The 19,271-nt window shown below is 62.9% G+C and carries 13 protein-coding genes, 2 tRNA genes and 3 rRNA genes; 11 read left to right on the plus strand and 7 right to left on the minus strand.

Features of this window, described 5'->3' with window-relative positions; translation table 11 throughout:
- Window positions 1–12: 12 nt before the first annotated feature.
- The 5 genes from VXM69_RS38500 to VXM69_RS38520 all read left to right on the plus strand — a co-directional run bounded on the left by VXM69_RS38500 (window position 13) and on the right by VXM69_RS38520 (window position 7,308).
- Complete coding sequence (locus VXM69_RS38500; protein ID WP_367190545.1) at window positions 13–795, plus strand: hypothetical protein; 783 nt, start codon at window positions 13–15, stop codon at window positions 793–795.
- Window positions 796–1,240: 445 nt separating this feature from the next.
- A complete protein-coding gene (locus VXM69_RS38505) occupies window positions 1,241–2,491 on the plus strand; it encodes an exonuclease SbcCD subunit D (RefSeq protein ID WP_367190546.1) in 1,251 nt (416 codons plus the stop codon).
- Window positions 2,492–2,494: 3 nt separating this feature from the next.
- The gene (locus VXM69_RS38510; RefSeq protein WP_367190547.1) at window positions 2,495–5,965 is read left to right on the plus strand and encodes an AAA family ATPase; all 3,471 of its coding nucleotides are present in this window, start codon (window positions 2,495–2,497) and stop codon (window positions 5,963–5,965) included.
- A 122-nt stretch (window positions 5,966–6,087) separates the two neighbouring features.
- Window positions 6,088–6,612, plus strand: a complete 525-nt coding sequence (locus tag VXM69_RS38515) for an HD domain-containing protein (RefSeq protein WP_034191123.1) — start codon at window positions 6,088–6,090, stop codon at window positions 6,610–6,612.
- A 9-nt stretch (window positions 6,613–6,621) separates the two neighbouring features.
- A complete protein-coding gene (locus VXM69_RS38520; protein WP_226229338.1) occupies window positions 6,622–7,308 on the plus strand; it encodes a DUF429 domain-containing protein in 687 nt (228 codons plus the stop codon).
- A gap of 173 nt (window positions 7,309–7,481) precedes the next feature.
- On the opposite strand, the gene VXM69_RS38525 is transcribed toward VXM69_RS38520, so the two are convergent.
- Window positions 7,482–7,919 (minus strand): ATPase, encoded by a 438-nt coding sequence (locus VXM69_RS38525; RefSeq protein ID WP_226194352.1) that lies wholly within the window; start codon window positions 7,917–7,919, stop codon window positions 7,482–7,484.
- 642 nt (window positions 7,920–8,561) lie between these two features.
- Here VXM69_RS38525 and VXM69_RS38530 point away from each other — a divergent pair.
- From VXM69_RS38530 to rrf, 5 genes are all read left to right on the plus strand, one after another.
- Window positions 8,562–10,094 (plus strand): 16S ribosomal RNA (locus VXM69_RS38530).
- Window positions 10,095–10,157: 63 nt separating this feature from the next.
- Window positions 10,158–10,234 (plus strand) — tRNA-Ile (locus tag VXM69_RS38535).
- Between the two features lie 38 nt (window positions 10,235–10,272).
- A tRNA-Ala gene (locus tag VXM69_RS38540) sits at window positions 10,273–10,348 on the plus strand.
- 287 nt (window positions 10,349–10,635) lie between these two features.
- Window positions 10,636–13,517, plus strand: a 23S ribosomal RNA gene (locus VXM69_RS38545).
- 121 nt (window positions 13,518–13,638) lie between these two features.
- Window positions 13,639–13,751, plus strand: a 5S ribosomal RNA gene (gene rrf / locus VXM69_RS38550).
- Together the 16S, 23S and 5S rRNA genes with 2 tRNA genes alongside form the textbook arrangement of a ribosomal RNA operon.
- 117 nt (window positions 13,752–13,868) lie before the next feature.
- On the opposite strand, the gene VXM69_RS38555 is transcribed toward rrf, so the two are convergent.
- From VXM69_RS38555 to VXM69_RS38570, 4 genes are all read right to left on the minus strand, one after another.
- Window positions 13,869–14,585 (minus strand): O-methyltransferase, encoded by a 717-nt coding sequence (locus tag VXM69_RS38555; protein WP_226253857.1) that lies wholly within the window; start codon window positions 14,583–14,585, stop codon window positions 13,869–13,871.
- Between the two features lie 103 nt (window positions 14,586–14,688).
- On the minus strand, window positions 14,689–14,985 hold the full coding sequence (locus VXM69_RS38560; RefSeq protein ID WP_034190682.1) for a 4Fe-4S dicluster domain-containing protein: 297 nt from the start codon (window positions 14,983–14,985) through the stop codon (window positions 14,689–14,691).
- Window positions 14,986–14,987: 2 nt separating this feature from the next.
- Window positions 14,988–15,296, minus strand: a complete 309-nt coding sequence (locus VXM69_RS38565) for a hypothetical protein (protein WP_367190548.1) — start codon at window positions 15,294–15,296, stop codon at window positions 14,988–14,990.
- Between the two features lie 12 nt (window positions 15,297–15,308).
- On the minus strand, window positions 15,309–15,890 hold the full coding sequence (locus VXM69_RS38570; protein ID WP_175902134.1) for a sigma-70 family RNA polymerase sigma factor: 582 nt from the start codon (window positions 15,888–15,890) through the stop codon (window positions 15,309–15,311).
- A gap of 274 nt (window positions 15,891–16,164) precedes the next feature.
- Between VXM69_RS38570 and VXM69_RS38575 the strand changes: the two genes are divergently transcribed.
- Entirely contained in the window at window positions 16,165–17,994 is a 1,830-nt protein-coding gene (locus VXM69_RS38575) for a methyl-accepting chemotaxis protein (protein WP_059557998.1), read from the plus strand.
- A gap of 95 nt (window positions 17,995–18,089) precedes the next feature.
- On the opposite strand, the gene VXM69_RS38580 is transcribed toward VXM69_RS38575, so the two are convergent.
- Window positions 18,090–18,461 (minus strand): nuclear transport factor 2 family protein, encoded by a 372-nt coding sequence (locus VXM69_RS38580; protein WP_367190549.1) that lies wholly within the window; start codon window positions 18,459–18,461, stop codon window positions 18,090–18,092.
- A 56-nt stretch (window positions 18,462–18,517) separates the two neighbouring features.
- Entirely contained in the window at window positions 18,518–19,117 is a 600-nt protein-coding gene (locus VXM69_RS38585; RefSeq protein WP_367190550.1) for a hypothetical protein, read from the minus strand.
- Window positions 19,118–19,271: the final 154 nt, after the last annotated feature.

A 19,271-nucleotide genomic window follows, 5' to 3' on the forward strand; every position in this document is an offset into this window, starting at 1 on the left:
AGGCATCACGTCATGACTATCCTGTTCCGTCTTTTCGCGCTTGCCTGCGCGCTCTGGCTGGCCGCCTGCGCGGCGCCGCCCCCGCCGCCGCCTCCGCCGTCCGCCAGCGCCGCCGCGTCCCCCGCCGCACCGGACGCCGGCGAACGCCGCGGGCTCGGCACCGCGTGGGGCGAGTCGGTGCGATCCGAAACCCGCCAGGTTGAATTCGAACGCGCGGATCCGGCCAAGCCGACGGATCTCGCGTCGGTCTACTACAACGATGCGCTGCCCGGCCATCCGCCGGCCTCGCAGGTTCGCCGGCTGCCGACCCGCGTCGCGCTCGCCAATGGCGACATCGCGCTGTCGTTCATCGACGAAAAGGGCGCGCCGCTGCGGCTCGCGCGCAACAACGGCCGCTGGCACATGGCGGGCGTCGAGGGTTCGCGCTACATCATCGTGCTGCGCAACCAGGGGCGCCGCACGTTCGAAGTCGTGTCGACGGTCGACGGCCTCGACGTGCTGTCGGGCCGGCCGGGCAGCTATACGAACGGCGGCTACGTGCTGTATCCGGGCCGCACGCTGACGATCGAGGGTTTTCGCAAGAGCCGCGACGAAGTCGCCGCGTTCCGCTTTGCCGCCGTGCCCGACAGCTACGTCGCGAACTCGAAGTACGGCGATGCCGCGAACGTCGGCGTGATCGGCGTTGCGCTGTTCGCGCAGAAAGACGACGACGAGGAAGCGCTGCGCCGCAACGCGAATCCGTTCCCCGGCAACGACAACCGCTTTGCGCCGCCGCCCGTTCCGCGCGGCGAGTAACGGCATGTAGTCGGGTGCCCGCATGCGTCGCGACGCACGCGGGGCGATCCAGCGCGTTTTCCGGCTGCCCGTTCAACGCCGTTGCCGTTTCGTATCTCCCGAAACACGATCCAAGGCCCAATCGCCTCTATCGGACGATTGCGCGGCCATCGTTTCGTGAGCGGGCCGTTCTGCGGCGGCGCGGTTTCGCCGTCGCTCGCTCGTGCTGCGGCACAATGTCGGTTCGCACCGGTATCGCGTGCTTCCCGGCCATCCGGACCGACGGATAACGTCTTGTCGTTACCCGCTTTCAGGTACCATCCCGACCCGCTTGCAACGGGCCGCATGATCCGGTCCGGTACGCGCCGTACGTCACGCGGCAGGCCCGGCGGCTGGCGGGACGACGATTGACGGCACGGGCCCGTGCGAGCGGCGTCGCCCTTCGCCATGAAACAGAGGAACCTTCGTGAAGTTCATCCACGCGGCAGACATTCACCTTGACAGCCCGTTGCACGGCCTGAGCGCGTACCCCGACGCGCCGGCCGCGCAGTTGCGCAACGCGTCGCGCGAGGCGCTGCGGCAACTCGTGGATCGTGCGATCGAAGAGGACGTCGCGTTCCTCGTGATCGCGGGCGACCTGTACGACGGCGACTGGAAGGATCACAACACGGGCATCTTCTTCGGCCAGCAGATGGGGCGCCTGCGCAAGGCCGGCATCCGCGCGTTCGTGCTCGGCGGCAACCACGATGCCGAAAGCGAGATGACGAAGAAGCTGACGCTGCCCGACAACGTCACCGTGTTCGGCCACCGCAAGCCGGAAACCGTCAAGCTGCCCGAATTCGACGTCGCGCTGCACGGGCAGAGCTTCAAGGACAAGGCCATCGTCGACAATCTCGCGCTCGGCTATCCGGATCCGGTACCCGGCTACTACAACATCGGCGTGTTGCACACGGCGCTGGAAGGGTATGCCGCGCACGCGAACTACGCGCCGTGCACGCTGGCCGAACTGCACGCGAAGGGCTACGACTACTGGGCGCTCGGCCACGTGCACGAGTTCCAGCAATGGACGGGGCCGTCCACCGTCGTGTTTCCCGGCAACCTCCAGGGGCGCCACATCCGCGAGACGGGCCGGCGCGGCGCGGTGCTCGTGACGGTTGAGCAAGGCCGCACGCAGGTCGAGCGCCTGTATCTGGACGTGCTGCGCTGGGAAGCCGTGTCGGTCGACGCGTCCGATTGCCTGTCGGTCGCCGATTTGTCGAGAAAGATCGGCCAGTCGCTGGAGGCGCTGCTGACCGTCGACGGCCACGTGCCGCGCGCGGTGCGCGTGACGGTCACGGGGCGCACGCCCGCGCACGGCCTCTTTTTCGGCCGCGCGCCGCAGTTGCGCGCGGAGGTGCTCAACCAGATCGGCATCATCGGCAACGAGCGGCTGTGGCTCGAGAAGGTCCGGCTCGCGACGTCCGCCGCCGATCACCAGCCTGGCGAAAGCGAGCAGCTCGAAGCGCTGGAGGATCTGAAGCAGATCCTCGCCGATGCCGCGCACGATCCGGATTTCCTCGCGCTGCTCGAACGCGACCTGAAGCCGTTCGTCGGCAAGGTACGCAGCGACGTGAAGGAGGAGGTGCCGTTGCTGACGATGGCGCGCGCCGGTGAACTGACGGCGCTGGTCGAGCAGGTCGGGCCCGCGTTGCTCGCGCGGCTGGCGAGGGGGGAGTAAGCGATGCGCATCAGCCAGCTCGATCTGATCAAGTACGGCAAGTTCACCGACGAGACGCTGCGGTTCCCGCCGGCCCGCGAGGATTTTCACGTGATCGTCGGGCCGAACGAGGCCGGCAAGTCGACGATCCGCACGGCCGTATCCGAGCTGCTGTTCGGGATGAAGCTGCAGACGCCGCTCGATTTCCTGCACAGCACGCCCGAGCTGCGGATCGGCGGCGTGCTGGAGAGCGGTACGAGCGAACTCGTGTTCCACCGTGCGCGCGGGCGCAGTTCGCTGCGCACGCCCGGCGACGACAAGCTGCCCGACGACTATCTGGCGGCGATCCTCGACGGCGCGACGCGTGAGTTCTTCGAGCAGATGTTCGGGCTCGATCACGGACGGCTGATCGATGGAGGCCGAAGCATTCTCGATGCTTCCGACAAGCTCGGCCAGGTGTTGTTCGAATCGGCTGCCGGTGTCGGCAGTCTCGGGCCGGTGCGCGAGGAGCTCGACGCGCGAGCGCTCGAGCTGTGGGCGCCGCGCCGGAGCGGCAGCGCGTTTGCGTTGGCCGAGACGTCGTTCAACGAAGCCGTGACCGAACTGAAGACGGTCCAGGTCCGCACGCGCGACTGGGTCGATCGCAAGGACGCGCGCGAAGCGATCGAGCAGCAGATCGAGCAGGCGCGCGCGGAACAGCGCCGGCTCGAAACGCTGCGCTCGAAGCTTGAACGCGTCCGTCGGCTTGCGCCATACCTGAAGGAGCTGACGGTCAAGGATGCGGCGCTGGCCGAACTGGGTGCGGTCGTCGAGTTGCCGCCGACCGCGTATGCCGATCTGCTGAAGGCGCAGGGCGATCTCGCGGCCGAGCAGAAGGTGCTCGAAGAACGTCGCGCCGACCTGCTCGCGAAACGGCAGGCGCGCGAGGCGATCGATGCGGACGCCGTCACGCTGGCGCTCGACGCCGATATCGAAGCGCTCGATCGGTTGCGCGGCACGTGCATGAATCACGCGCAGGATTTGCTGTTGCTCGGCGCGGATGTCGAGCGGCATGTGTCCGCCGCGTGCGCGGCGGCGGCCCAGCTCGACTGGCCGACGAACGAAGCGTCGCTGCGTGCGTCGCTGCCGACGGCGCTGTCGCTGAAGACGGTGACGAACCTGCTGCGAGAGCACGGCGCGCTGCACCAGGCGCTCGCCGGCGCGCGCGAGTCGCTCGACGAACGCACGCGCGAGCTTGCGCAGGTGCGGGAACAACAGGCGCGACTGTCGACCGTCGACGTGCCGGAGGCGCTGCGCGCGGCGCTGGCCGACGCGCAAGCCTTTCGCAACAGCGGTCAGCGCGAGCAGGCGCTGGCGCACGAGATCGCGGCCGCCGAACGCACGCTGTCGGGTGCGCTCGATGCGCTTGGCCAGTGGCGCATGCCGGTCGACACGCTGCGCGCGCTCGACGTGCCGTCGGCGGCGCGGCTCGGCGCGCTGCTGAAGGAAGACGGCGAGTACGCGAGCGCGGCCGCCGCGGCACGTGATGCGCGGGACAGCGCGCTCGAGGAGCTCGAGCGGCTCGAACTGCAGGAGAAGCATTTCGCGGAGAACCACAAGGTCGTCACGACCGCCGACGTGCTGGCGGCGCGCGCGCGGCGCGATGGCGCGTGGGGCGACATCCGCAATGGCACGGTCGATCTCGCCGCGGGCGCACCGGCGGTCGACGACGCGATTCGCCTCGCCGACGAACTCGTCGATGCACAGCTCGGCGCGACGCAGGCCGCGGCGACGTTGCAATCGCTGCGTCAGCAGGTCGAGTCCGCGCGTGCGGGCGCGGCACGCAGGCAGGCCGCGCTGGACGAACGCGAGCGCGAGCTGGCCGCGCATCGCGACGCGTGGGCCGCACTCGCGGCGAGAGCCGCGGTGCCCGGCATGTCGCTGGCGGCGATGGGCGACTGGCTCGCGAAGCGCGAAACGGTGTTCGCCGCGCAGGCGGATCTCGACCGCCAGCGCCGCGAATTCGACGCGCTGCATGCGGCCCGGGACGGCGCGGAAGCCGCGCTGCGCGTGGCGTTGCGCACGGTATCGCGAGGTGGCGAGCCGGACGGCCTGGCGGCGCTCGTCGCGATTGCCGAGGCCTTCGTACAGTCGGCCGAGAAAGCGATCGCGCAGCAGGATAGCCTGGAAGACCGTGCGCGGGAAGCCGAACGCGGATGCGCGACCGCGCAATCGCGGGCCGGCCACGCGCAAACGGCTTACGACGCGTGGCAAGCGCAGTGGCGCGACGCGCTGGCCGACGCGAAACTGTCCGCGAGCGCGACGACGCTGGCCGCGGCGGAAGGGGCGCTTACGCTCGCGAATACGGTGACGGCCGAACTGGCCGATGCCGACGCGCCGCGCAACCGGATCGCCGCGATCCGCGCGGAGCTGGCCGCGCTCGAGGCCGGCGCGCGGCGGCTTGCGGAAGCGCTCGCGCCGGAATGGCTGGCGAGCGGCGACTGGCCGGACGTGGCGCGCCGGCTGACGATGCGCCTCGCGGCCGCCCGGGAAATCGCGCGTGCGATCGACCGTGCCGACGAGGCCGTGCGGCACGCCGACGGCAAGGTCGCGGACGCGGCCGCCGCGGTGGCCGGTGCGGATGCACGAATCCAGCCGTTGCTTCAACTGGCCGGCGTCGCGTCGATCGACGCGGCGCTGCCGCTGGCCGAGCGCTCGGATCGTCAGCGTCAGCTTCGGCAGGCGGTCGAGGCCGCGCACGAGGCATTGGTGCGCGATGGCGACGGTCTTTCCCGGTCCGCCGTCGAAGCCGAGGTCGCGGAGCAGGACATCGCCGACGTACCGGCGCATCTCGAAGCGGTGAAGCAGTCGCTCGGCGATGTCGGCAAGCGGCTGAACGAGCTGTCGCAGCAGCAGGTCGTGGCCGACCAGGCGTTCGGCGCGATCGACGGCCAGGCGAATGCGGCCGTCGCCGAGTCGAAACGGCAGGAAGCGCTGGCGGCGATGGGCGATGCGGCCGAACAGTATCTGGAGGCGGCCACCGCGAGCCGCTTGCTGAAGTGGGCGACGGATCGCTATCGCGACCAGAAGCAGGGGCCGATGCTCAGGCGCGCGGGCGAGATCTTCGCGGGGCTCACGCTCGGCGAATTCGCGAAGCTGACCGTCGACACCGAACGGACGCCGCCTGCGCTGTATGCGCGGCGTACGAAGGGCGCGTCGGTCGAGGTCGCCGGGCTGAGCGAAGGCACGCGCGACCAGTTGTTCCTCGCGCTGCGGATTGCGGCGCTGGAGCTGCAGCTCGGCAGCCGCATCGCGCTGCCGTTCGTCGCCGACGATCTGTTCATCAATTTCGACGATGCGCGCGCGAAGGCCGGACTCGATGCGCTGCGCGATCTGTCGACGCGAACCCAGGTGCTGTTCCTGACGCACCACGACCACCTGTTGCCGCTCGTGCGGGACGTCTTCGGCGCGCGGGTCAATGTGGTCGAGTTGCAGCGCGCGCCGGCCGGCGCGTGATGCGCGGGCGTGCCGCGATGCCGGTACACGGGAAGGGGCATCGCGTGCAGGTAGTATGAGCGGTTCCGAAACGCACGGGACCGGGACAACCGGTCGCGGGTCTGGCCACACGAGGGGAAAATATGAAAAAGCTGGTAGCCGCCATCGCGTTCGCGGCGGACAAGCATCGCAATCAGCGTCGCAAGGACGAAGAGGCGTCGCCGTACATCAATCATCCGATCGCACTTGCCGACGTGCTGGCCAACGAAGCCGGTATCGAGGACGAGCGCGTGATCGTCGCGGCCGTGCTGCACGACACGGTCGAGGACACGGAGACGACCGAGCAGGAACTGCTGCGGCTGTTCGGCAAGGACGTGGCGGACATCGTGATGGAGGTCACCGACGACAAGTCGTTGCCGAAGGAGGAGCGCAAGCGCCTGCAGATCGAGCACGCGTCGACCATCAGCCGGCGAGCGAAGCTCGTGAAGCTCGCCGACAAGATCTGCAACCTGCGCGACATCGCGCGGCATCCGCCCGCGGACTGGCCGCTCGAGCGCAAGCAGGCGTATTTCGACTGGGCGAAGTCGGTCGTCGACCCGATGCGCGGCGTGCATCCCGGTCTCGAGGCGATCTTCGACACCGCGTACGGCGCGCGGCCGGCGGACTGAAGTTCCGGCATGGTATCGGCTCGATCCGTCGCATCCGCCGCGCGACAGGTGCCCGCCGTGGCGGGTGTCGACGTCGGGGGCGACAAGAAGTTGTGCGATCTCGTGATCCTGCGCGGGTCGACGGTCGTCTGCCGCGAAGCGCGGATTGCCCCCGAGGCGATACCCGCGCTGTGTGTTACCCATGACGTCGTGGCCGTCGGCGTCGACGCGCCGAGCGTGTGGTGGCCAGGCGTCGGCCGCCGGGCGGCCGAACAGGCGCTCGCCTGCGAACGGATCTCGTGTTTTCCGACACCGTCGCGGGAGCAGGCCGTTTCAAGCACGTCGGGCTTCTTCGACTGGATGTTCATCGGGGAACGCGTGTACCGCGCGCTGGCGGATACCTATCCATTGCTGACCGGTGTGCACTATGCGGGTGGTCGTGCGAGTTTCGAGACCTATCCGTATGCGATTACCTGCGCGATGCTGGGCAAGGCGGTGGCGTCGGCGAAGCAGAAGCGTACCCAGCGCCTGCAATTGCTGGAGCGGCTGGGGATCGACGTGTCGAGGCTGCGCTCCGTCGATGCGCGAGACGCAACCCTTTGCGCGTTGACCGCGCAATACGTGATCGACGGGAACGCATATGCGTATGGTGACACGGAGGGCGGTTACATCCGCGTGCCGATCGTGAGCGAGGCGATCGTGCTCGACTCGCTATAGCGGCGGCACGTGGCGACTGTGGGGCGGTTGCCACGACAAGGTGAGCTTTTGCGGGAGAGGGGCGGTCTTCCCGGCGCCGATGCCGTAGGCATTGCGTGTCGACCGACCAACATCGGGATGGCCGGCGCGCACGGCATGAAGCCGGTGCGCCGCGCAATCCCCGGCGGCACCATTCAGTCCTCGAGGATGGACTTCGGCACGCTGGACAGGTCGCAGGCTTGCGCCTGATCGAAATAGTCTTCGGCGTCGTTGATCATCACGACCGCGACGTCGATCAGCTCGTCGAGCCGTTGCAGCAGCGATTCGCGCCACTCGATGTCTTCATCGCGCGCTGGCGTCTTGTCTAGTTGTTCGATGATCGAATCGGCTGTCTGCAGGAAAGGAATCGCCTGCTGATAGTTCTCGATCGAGACCATCGCCGCGTTACGCGCGCCGACGAGCCGCTCGCGATGCTCGTCCGCCAGTTCGGATTCGCCGCTGATCCGAGGCAATACATCCGAGATGCGTTGGAGAAGCGCCGGCGTTTGTTCTTCCAGCAGGATGGCGCGTTCGCGCAGCGCCGCATATTCGTCGCGAAGATCGGCGTCGCCGGATTGAGTCGTGCTGTCCATCGTCGATAGGGGTGCGTGGTTCGGTCGCGGCATGATACTCGACAGCGCCAGGTTCCTTGTCCGTTCCGCTGCTTTTCATATAGGGGGAAAGACGGGCATACGTCATAGCTATAGCGAACCGCTCGCGTTGCGATTCAGGCCCGTCGAACCCCCAGCCCCCGTGCGCGGCAGCGCACGGGGGCTTTTTCAAACTTTTTTCACAAAGGGCTTGCGTGGGCGGCGCGAGGTGCATAGAATCACGCCTCTTTCGCGCTCACGGAAACGCAGCGCGGAAGGAAGGGAAGCAGTGCGGTTGAGGCTTGGCAGGAACGGCCTCGGCGGTACGGAAGTTGAGCCCCGCGGTCGCAACGACGTAGTGCAAAAAGTTGTTGACGAGCTGCGAAACACGGTTCATAATCTCGCTTCTCTGCTGCTGAAAACGCAGCGCTGCCGGGAAACACGAAGTTCCTCGCAGATTGCTCTTTAAAAATTAACAGCCGATAAGTGTGGGCGCTTGATGACAGCGAGCTGATCCTCGGATCAGATAGCGAAAGTATCAAGAGTCTCACACTAAAGTAAGTCAGGTTTATGAAGTGATTCATATTCCTGTCAGCTTTGAGTGAGCGACCGGTTCTTAACCGAACCGAAAACAGTAACAGGTTTAAACTGAAGAGTTTGATCCTGGCTCAGATTGAACGCTGGCGGCATGCCTTACACATGCAAGTCGAACGGCAGCACGGGTGCTTGCACCTGGTGGCGAGTGGCGAACGGGTGAGTAATACATCGGAACATGTCCTGTAGTGGGGGATAGCCCGGCGAAAGCCGGATTAATACCGCATACGATCCATGGATGAAAGCGGGGGACCTTCGGGCCTCGCGCTATAGGGTTGGCCGATGGCTGATTAGCTAGTTGGTGGGGTAAAGGCCTACCAAGGCGACGATCAGTAGCTGGTCTGAGAGGACGGCCAGCCACACTGGGACTGAGACACGGCCCAGACTCCTACGGGAGGCAGCAGTGGGGAATTTTGGACAATGGGCGAAAGCCTGATCCAGCAATGCCGCGTGTGTGAAGAAGGCCTTCGGGTTGTAAAGCACTTTTGTCCGGAAAGAAATCCTTGGCTCTAATACAGTCGGGGGATGACGGTACCGGAAGAATAAGCACCGGCTAACTACGTGCCAGCAGCCGCGGTAATACGTAGGGTGCAAGCGTTAATCGGAATTACTGGGCGTAAAGCGTGCGCAGGCGGTTTGCTAAGACCGATGTGAAATCCCCGGGCTCAACCTGGGAACTGCATTGGTGACTGGCAGGCTAGAGTATGGCAGAGGGGGGTAGAATTCCACGTGTAGCAGTGAAATGCGTAGAGATGTGGAGGAATACCGATGGCGAAGGCAGCCCCCTGGGCCAATACTGACGCTCATGCACGAAAGCGTGGGGAGCAAACAGGATTAGATACCCTGGTAGTCCACGCCCTAAACGATGTCAACTAGTTGTTGGGGATTCATTTCCTTAGTAACGTAGCTAACGCGTGAAGTTGACCGCCTGGGGAGTACGGTCGCAAGATTAAAACTCAAAGGAATTGACGGGGACCCGCACAAGCGGTGGATGATGTGGATTAATTCGATGCAACGCGAAAAACCTTACCTACCCTTGACATGGTCGGAATCCTGCTGAGAGGTGGGAGTGCTCGAAAGAGAACCGGCGCACAGGTGCTGCATGGCTGTCGTCAGCTCGTGTCGTGAGATGTTGGGTTAAGTCCCGCAACGAGCGCAACCCTTGTCCTTAGTTGCTACGCAAGAGCACTCTAAGGAGACTGCCGGTGACAAACCGGAGGAAGGTGGGGATGACGTCAAGTCCTCATGGCCCTTATGGGTAGGGCTTCACACGTCATACAATGGTCGGAACAGAGGGTTGCCAACCCGCGAGGGGGAGCTAATCCCAGAAAACCGATCGTAGTCCGGATTGCACTCTGCAACTCGAGTGCATGAAGCTGGAATCGCTAGTAATCGCGGATCAGCATGCCGCGGTGAATACGTTCCCGGGTCTTGTACACACCGCCCGTCACACCATGGGAGTGGGTTTTACCAGAAGTGGCTAGTCTAACCGCAAGGAGGACGGTCACCACGGTAGGATTCATGACTGGGGTGAAGTCGTAACAAGGTAGCCGTATCGGAAGGTGCGGCTGGATCACCTCCTTTCCAGAGCTTCTCGCAAAGTTGAGCGCTCACGCTTATCGGCTGTAAATTTAAAGACAGACTCAGGGGTCTGTAGCTCAGTCGGTTAGAGCACCGTCTTGATAAGGCGGGGGTCGTTGGTTCGAATCCAACCAGACCCACCATTGTCTGGCGGTAGGTACCTGAGGCATCTGTACTCAATGGGGGCATAGCTCAGCTGGGAGAGCACCTGCTTTGCAAGCAGGGGGTCGTCGGTTCGATCCCGTCTGCCTCCACCAATCACCAACGCTAAGTGCTTGGTTCACACGCTGAACCGAGAATTTTGCATTGGCGATTGAGCCAGTCAGAGGATATCAACAGATATCGGCTGTCGTTCTTTAACAATCTGGAAGAAGTAAGTAATTTGGATAGCGGAAGCGTCTTGAGATGGACGTGGAAACTATCCGGGTTGTGATTGTATCGATGTATCTCAAGATGATTCGAACTCTATGTTTGACTCAATTGGAATACGGCACAACGCGAGAACTCAACCTGTAGCGGCTGTCGAGAGACAGACTCGTTATAGGGTCAAGCGAACAAGTGCATGTGGTGGATGCCTTGGCGATCACAGGCGATGAAGGACGCGGTAGCCTGCGAAAAGCTACGGGGAGCTGGCAAACGAGCTTTGATCCGTAGATGTCCGAATGGGGAAACCCACTCCTTTTGGAGTATCCATGGCTGAATACATAGGCCATGCGAAGCGAACGCGGTGAACTGAAACATCTAAGTAACCGCAGGAAAAGAAATCAACCGAGATTCCCAAAGTAGTGGCGAGCGAAATGGGATGAGCCTTGCACTCTTTATTTGTATTGTTAGCCGAACGCTCTGGAAAGTGCGGCCATAGCGGGTGATAGCCCCGTAGGCGAAAACAGTATGAAAGAACTAGGTGTGCGACAAGTAGGGCGGGACACGTGAAATCCTGTCTGAAGATGGGGGGACCATCCTCCAAGGCTAAATACTCGTGATCGACCGATAGTGAACCAGTACCGTGAGGGAAAGGCGAAAAGAACCCCGGGAGGGGAGTGAAATAGATCCTGAAACCGCATGCATACAAACAGTCGGAGCCTCGTAAGGGGTGACGGCGTACCTTTTGTATAATGGGTCAGCGACTTACGTTCAGTAGCAAGCTTAACCGTATAGGGCAGGCGTAGCGAAAGCGAGTCCGAATAGGGCGTTCAGTTGCTGGGCGTAGACCCGAAACCAGGTGATCTATCCATGGCCAGGATGAAGGTGCGGTAACACGTACTGGAGGTCCGAACCCACTAACGTTGAAAAGTTAGGGGATGAGCTGTGGATAGGGGTGAAAGGCTAAACAAACCTGGAAATAGCTGGTTCTCTCCGAAAACTATTTAGGTAGTGCCTCGTGTCTCACCTTCGGGGGTAGAGCACTGTCATGGTTGGGGGGTCTATTGCAGATTACCCCGCCATAGCAAACTCCGAATACCGAAGAGTGCAATCACGGGAGACAGACATCGGGTGCTAACGTCCGGTGTCAAGAGGGAAACAACCCAGACCGCCAGCTAAGGTCCCCAAATATAGCTAAGTGGGAAACGAAGTGGGAAGGCTAAAACAGTCAGGAGGTTGGCTTAGAAGCAGCCACCCTTTAAAGAAAGCGTAATAGCTCACTGATCGAGTCGTCCTGCGCGGAAGATGTAACGGGGCTAAGCTATATACCGAAGCTGCGGATGCGTGCTTTGCACGCATGGTAGGAGAGCGTTCCGTAAGCCTGCGAAGGTGCGTTGAAAAGCGTGCTGGAGGTATCGGAAGTGCGAATGCTGACATGAGTAGCGATAAAGGGGGTGAAAGGCCCCCTCGCCGTAAGCCCAAGGTTTCCTACGCAACGTTCATCGGCGTAGGGTGAGTCGGCCCCTAAGGCGAGGCAGAAATGCGTAGCTGATGGGAAGCAGGTCAATATTCCTGCACCATTGTTAGATGCGATGGGGGGACGGATCGCGGAAGGTTGTCCGGGTGTTGGAAGTCCCGGTCGCTGCATTGGAGAAGGCACTTAGGCAAATCCGGGTGCGCAATTCAAGGGTGTGGCGCGAGCTCCTTAGGGAGCGAAGCAATTGGAAGTGGTTCCAAGAAAAGCCTCTAAGCTTCAGTCTAACGATGACCGTACCGCAAACCGACACAGGTGGGCGAGATGAGTATTCTAAGGCGCTTGAGAGAACTCGGGAGAAGGAACTCGGCAAATTGGTACCGTAACTTCGGGATAAGGTACGCCCTTGTAGCTTGACTGGCCTGCGCCAGGAGGGTGAAGGGGTTGCAATAAACTGGTGGCTGCGACTGTTTAATAAAAACACAGCACTCTGCAAACACGAAAGTGGACGTATAGGGTGTGACGCCTGCCCGGTGCCGGAAGATTAAATGATGGGGTGCAAGCTCTTGATTGAAGTCCCGGTAAACGGCGGCCGTAACTATAACGGTCCTAAGGTAGCGAAATTCCTTGTCGGGTAAGTTCCGACCTGCACGAATGGCGTAACGATGGCCACACTGTCTCCTCCCGAGACTCAGCGAAGTTGAAGTGTTTGTGATGATGCAATCTACCCGCGGCTAGACGGAAAGACCCCATGAACCTTTACTGTAGCTTTGCATTGGACTTTGAACCGATCTGTGTAGGATAGGTGGGAGGCTATGAAACCGGAACGCTAGTTTCGGTGGAGCCGTCCTTGAAATACCACCCTGGTTTGTTTGAGGTTCTAACCTTGGCCCGTGATCCGGGTCGGGGACAGTGCATGGTAGGCAGTTTGACTGGGGCGGTCTCCTCCCAAAGCGTAACGGAGGAGTACGAAGGTACGCTAGGTACGGTCGGAAATCGTGCTGATAGTGCAATGGCATAAGCGTGCTTAACTGCGAGACCGACAAGTCGAGCAGGTGCGAAAGCAGGTCATAGTGATCCGGTGGTTCTGTATGGAAGGGCCATCGCTCAACGGATAAAAGGTACTCTGGGGATAACAGGCTGATACCGCCCAAGAGTTCATATCGACGGCGGTGTTTGGCACCTCGATGTCGGCTCATCTCATCCTGGGGCTGTAGCCGGTCCCAAGGGTATGGCTGTTCGCCATTTAAAGAGGTACGTGAGCTGGGTTTAAAACGTCGTGAGACAGTTTGGTCCCTATCTGCCGTGGGCGTTGGATATTTGAAGGGGGCTGCTCCTAGTACGAGAGGACCGGAGTGGACGAACCTCTGGTGTACCGGTTGTCACGCCAGTGGCATCGCCGGGTAGCTATGTTCGGAAGAGATAACCGCTGAAAGCATCTAAGCGGGAAACTCGCCTTAAGATGAGATATCCCTGGGGACTAGATCCCCTTGAAGGGTCGTTCGAGACCAGGACGTTGATAGGTCAGGTGTGTAAGCGCAGTAATGCGTTCAGCTAACTGATACTAATTGCCCGTAAGGCTTGATCCTATAACAAGTCTGTTTTACAGACAGCGGTTGAATGACCGCGATGTGCTGATACGCACAACACCAAAATTACTGCTTCTTCCAAGATTGGTTGCGCTGCGAAGCAACGCAACAACCCTCTTTGCCTGATGACCATAGCGAGTCGGTCCCACCCCTTCCCATCCCGAACAGGACCGTGAAACGACTCTACGCCGATGATAGTGCGGATTCCCGTGTGAAAGTAGGTAATCGTCAGGCTCCCTAAGCCAAGAACCCCCGCCCGACCAGGCGGGGGTTTTTGCATTTCGGCGACGGAAATGCGCGTCGGCGCAGAAAGGTGCTCGATTCATCGCATCCATTCGACGACATCCCGACTCAAGATACGACGACCGTAAATTCGACCCCCGATTCAAAGTCCAGCGTCGTGGTCGAAAACCGCGGATCGTTGTCCAGGTATTGCTTGTAGGGTCGAACGGCATCCTCGGCTGTGTACATGTTGTCGGCAAGCACGACCGATCCCGGGCGCAGCAGGTGCTCGATCTGCTTGAACAGTCTCAGATAAGCGTCGGCCCAAACGTCGATGAATACCAGGTCGAAGGCCCCGTCCAATTCGGCAACGGTCTCGAATACGTCGCCCTCCCGCAAATCGACATAAGCGTCCAGGCCTGCCGTTTTGGCGTGCGCGCGCAGATGTGCGCACTTGAGCGTGTCGCGCTCGGTCGCGACGACCACGCCGCGGCCCAACATGCGCAGCGCCTCCGCGAAATACAGCGTGGACACGCCGCGGGAACTGCCGAGCTCGAGGATTCTGGCCGGCCGTTGCGAAAGCACCATGTTGCGCAGGAATCTTCCCGTTTCCGCCGACACGGCCAACGATAGCGGGCTGCCTTCCGAGGACTCGAAGTCTTCGCTGGACAACCCGAGCATTTCGAGAAACCGTCCCCGCAGCCGGGGAGCAAGCGCCTCGTATTCGTCGCCGAGCGTCAGGAACGCTTCGTTCGATCCCTGGAACTGCGCGCGTGCGCGCGCGATGATTTCGGCTCGGCTCTCCTCATGAAGCCTTTGCAGAAGAGCCATGGTGGGTTGAGTCATGTGCATTCCCTGGAGAGATTGATGAGGCCGACGACGCATCCAGCGACTGCTCCCTCCGCCGGGTTTCCCGCGCTGAGGTTCGGCCGCCGACCAACCGGCGATGCTACGTGCTTCGGGCGAGCGTGATGGCGCGTTCCGGACACGCCGTCACGCAAAGCCCGCATGACCGGCACGCATGCGCATTCGGCGTGTAGGCGACTTTCATTCCATGCACGCGCAACTTCAGGCGATGCATCATGCCGAGGCCGACGTAGTCGGACTGATCGATGCGCCGGATCTCGAATACGTTTTCCGGGCAAACGGTGACGCAATCCCCCTTGCCTTCGCAACGTTTCAGGTCGACGACCGGCGCAATCACCCCCGGCTTCTGTTTGCAGCTGCCCGTGGATCGTTCGCGCATGTTCACTCTCCCGTGCGCGGGTTGCTGTCCGATCGCCACTCGGCCCGAAAACGCTCGCGCTCTTCCGGCGTCATCGATTCCCACTTGCGCCAGTGGCGTCGGCCGTGCCAGCCACGGTGTCCGCGGAATCCGCCGAACAGAATGCGGCTCAACACGAGCAGGCCCAGCGCATGGGCGAAGTCGATCGTCCGGGCGCCGACGAATAACGCCGGCATCACCCAGTTCCACAGCATCATGACGACCCATCCGAGCACGCCTATGGCGATCACCACGAGCAGTGCCTTGCCGGCACATCTGATTCGAAAATTCATCCGTCGACTCCGTTAGTTGTCCAGTTCGTCATAAATGGGCTGCAGCCGGGCGCGCAGATGCAGGACCGCATAGCGTTTGCGCGCGAGCAGGGTATTGAGCGCGATACCGCTTTGCGCGGCCATCTCCTTGAAGGACTGCCCTTCCAGTTCATGCGCGATGAAAACCTCACGCTGATTGGCGGGCAACTCGTCGAGCGCATCCTGCAACGCCTTGAGCACCAGCGTGCGGGCGTAGAGCGCTTCGGGGCCGGCGTCGTGCGCCGGTAGCGCGAGGTCCAGCCGATACTCGCCGTCCGGTTCGTCTTCGGCTTCGAGCAGATCGGTCAGCGGCTGCTCCTTCTTCTTGCGAAAACGATCGATGATGCGGTTGCGCGCGGTACGGAACAGCCACGCGCTCGCCTGCTCGATCGGGGCAGGCAGTCGATACGCCTGCACGAATTCGTAAAACACATCCTGCAGGATGTCCTCGGCATCGTCCGGGTCGCGTATCCGGCGCCGGATGAAGCTCACTAGCCTCGATCGTTCACGCATCACCGTCGCCGTGATGTCGCGGTCTGGGTCGGTCATCATGTGCGAAGTGGGTGGCGATTCCATGCCTGTGAAGACGTTTCAGGCGCCCGGATATTGTGGTGCCGGTGAAAATCCGCTGCTGAACGCTTTCCCTCGACGCACCACGGACAGTCGGCACGATAGTCCGATCTCGCCGAATCGACCCCGTCTTTTCCGACTTCGCAGCCCTGCCGACCTCTCGTCTGAACTGGTCAGGCCAGTCAGGCCTTAAGTTCCCGCCACCGCTGTCGTTAAACAGGACGTTGCCGGCCTTCGGCAACCCCATTCAAATAACGCGGTAACGGAGATCGAAGTCATCATGCTGTCCTCGATTCGTGCTCGGATACTTGCGACCTGCGTCGCCATCGTGGTCACGGCGCTGGCCGTGACGGGCGGACTGGTCTATTACGTCGTCAAGAACCACAACGACGAGGCCATCGACCAGAACCACAAGTCGATCCTCGCCGGCCACGCGCTCGCGATCAACGAATGGGTGGCCAGCAGGGCGCGGGCGACCCAGGCACTCGCCGACACGATCGCGATCGGCGAAGGCGACCCGCTGCCGGCATTGAAACTGCTCGGCAAGTCGGGTGGCTTCGAGGTGCTGACGCTTGGCTTGCCGGACAAGACTGCGTTCTCGAACGTCCCGCTCGCGCCCGGCTACGATCCGACCGCACGGCCCTGGTACAAGCAAGCCGTCAGCGCGGGCCAGCTGGTCGTGACGGCGCTCTACCGTGATGCGACGACCGGCAAGCCGGCCGTCGCGTTCGCGGTGCCCGTGGTGCGCGACGGCGCCGTGAAGGGCGTGCTGGCCGCCAGCCTGTTCATGGAGAGCGTGAGCGCGATCGTCACCTCCGTTCACCCGACACCGGCGAGTTTCGCGTTCCTGGTGGACAAGAGCGGGCGCGTGATCGCGTCGGCGAAGACCGACCTGATCATGAAACCTGCGACCGGCCTTTCGCCTGCGCTCGACTCCGATCACCTCGGCGCGCTGCAAACGGCGTCCGCGCCCGTCGCGGTCGACATCGACGGGGCCACCAAGCTGGTGCGCGCACAGCCGATCGCAGGCACCGACTGGTCGCTGGTCCTCGCGCTCGACAAGGCCGACGTGACGGCCGGCATGCGTGCGGTCGCGACCACGACGCTGGCTGCCATCCTGATCGTCGCCGTCATCGCGGCGGCGCTCGTCGGCGCGATGACGAACGCGGCCTTCAAGCGCATCCTGCTGGTTCGCGATGCGCTCATGGACGTCTCGAGCGGCAGCGGCGACCTGACGAAACGCCTGCCCGCCGACGGCGCGGACGAAGCCGCGCAGATCGCGCATGCGTTCAACCTGTTCGCCGAAAAGATCAGCACGATCCTGCTGCAGATTCGCGAATTCAGCGAATCCGTCAACCTCGCGAGCGCCGAGATCGCACAGGGCAACCAGGATCTGTCGAGCCGGACCGAACATGCGGCGTCGAGCTTGCAGGAGACGGCCGCCGCGCTCGAGGAAATCGCCGGCACGGCCCGCAACTCGGCCGATGCCGCCAGCCAGGTGAGCCGTCTGGCGGAATCCGCGTCGACTGTCGCGTTGCGCGGCGGCTCGGTCGTGAGCGAGGTCGTGTCGACGATGAACGACATCACGCAAGCGTCCGGCGAAATCGCCAACATCGTCGGCGTGATCGACGGCATTGCGTTCCAGACCAACATCCTCGCGTTGAACGCCGCCGTCGAGGCAGCACGCGCGAACGAGCACGGCCGCGGCTTTGCGGTCGTCGCGGGCGAGGTGCGTGCACTCGCACAGCGCAGCGCGCAAGCCGCCAAGGAGATCAAGCAGCTGATTCACTCGTCGGTCGAGAAGATCGAGGGCGGCTCCGGACTCGTCCAGACGGCCGGGGCGACGATGGACGAGATCGTCGAGGGCGTGCGCGGCATCACGGGCGTGATCGCCGAAATGACCGTGGCGGCGAAGGAGCAGAGCACGGGGCTCGAGCAGGTGAATCAGGCCGTGTCGCATCTCGACGACGCGACGCAGCAGAATGCGGCGCTCGTCGAGCAGTCGGCGGCCGCGGCGACGTTGTTGCGCGAGCAGGCTGCCAGGCTCGCGCAGACGGTCGGCGAGTTCAAGCTCGCGGACAATCGTGCGTCGGCGTTGCAGCCCGCTTGACGACGCGCGTATCGGCTACCCGACATTCGCGGCATGGACGGGTGCGGCACCTTCACCTGTGCGCGAATGTCCGGACAGCCTGAACCGGGCGCAGCCTACATGACCTGCGAAGCGTGCCCGGCGACGATGCGCCAGCCCGTGCCCGAGCGGCGCCAGAGGCGCGTATAGGCAAACGTGCCGTCGAACGCGATGCCGTCGAAATGGCCGGCGAGTGTCGCTTTCGTCGTGGTCAGGATCATCGCGTCGATCGCGCAGGCGCGCATTTCGTGGACGTCGAGTTTCTCCAGGCGCAGCAGCTTCGCACGATGCGCGGACAGGTCGTCTTCGTTGGAAAGGATCTGGCCGGTCGGGACGGTGAACACCAGATCGTCGTCCAGCAGCGTATCGAGCGCGTCGACGTCGTTGACCAGCATCGCCGCACGCAGCGCGGTTTCAAACGGTTCGATGACAGTACGGATTGCATCCATGTCGGATCCTCGCTTCATCCCCGAAGGGTTGCACACGCAGCGGCGGCGGATAAAACCTACCGCGCATTCGACAGCGATTGACGCCGGACCAGCATCACCACGCAGATGCCGATCGACGCGATGACGTTGACGACCGGATAGAACGCGACCGCGCCACGCCACGTGTTCAGTGCCAGCAACGCCAGCGCGTACTTGAGCACGCACAGCGCGAAATAGGCGAGGCTTTCGCTCCACGGATCGCGGATCGTCTTGCGCACGGTCGGGCCGAGGCCGGCAAGCTCGATCAGCGTGACCAGGCAGATCGAGATCGTCGGGTCGTCGGTCAGCATCCACAACGGCACGGCCGACAGCGCCGCGCCCAGAAAAACCCAGTCGAGGCCGGTCCAGCCGCGATCGCCGCGAAAGATGCTCGCCACCAGCGTCAGAAGGCACGTGACGGCAATCGCCGCCGTGCACCATGCGGACGGCCCCGCGCCTGCAGCGAACTGGCCGGCCGCCGCGATCGCGGTGACGACCGACCAGACGAGCCACGTGAACAGATGCGGGCGAACGGTGCGCCGGTAGATCGCGAGCGCGTACGGAACCGCCGCCAGCAGGGACACGGCCGTGCTGATCACGCCAAAGACCGAAGCGGCACCCTGATCGATACTCCCCATCGACGCAACCTCGTGCGGACTGGCCGACCAGTATGTGGTCGGACGGCGCGGGGCGCAACGTCGTGCCGACGCAATGTTGCGTCGCGTTTTCACGCAGGCTCGCACCGGAATGCCGAAGCAATCACCTCCAAAACGAACGGCGCCGCGATCGTGA

This window comes from Burkholderia sp. Ed8 (assembly GCF_040761425.1).
Classification (GTDB): Bacteria; Pseudomonadota; Gammaproteobacteria; order Burkholderiales; family Burkholderiaceae; genus Burkholderia; species Burkholderia seminalis.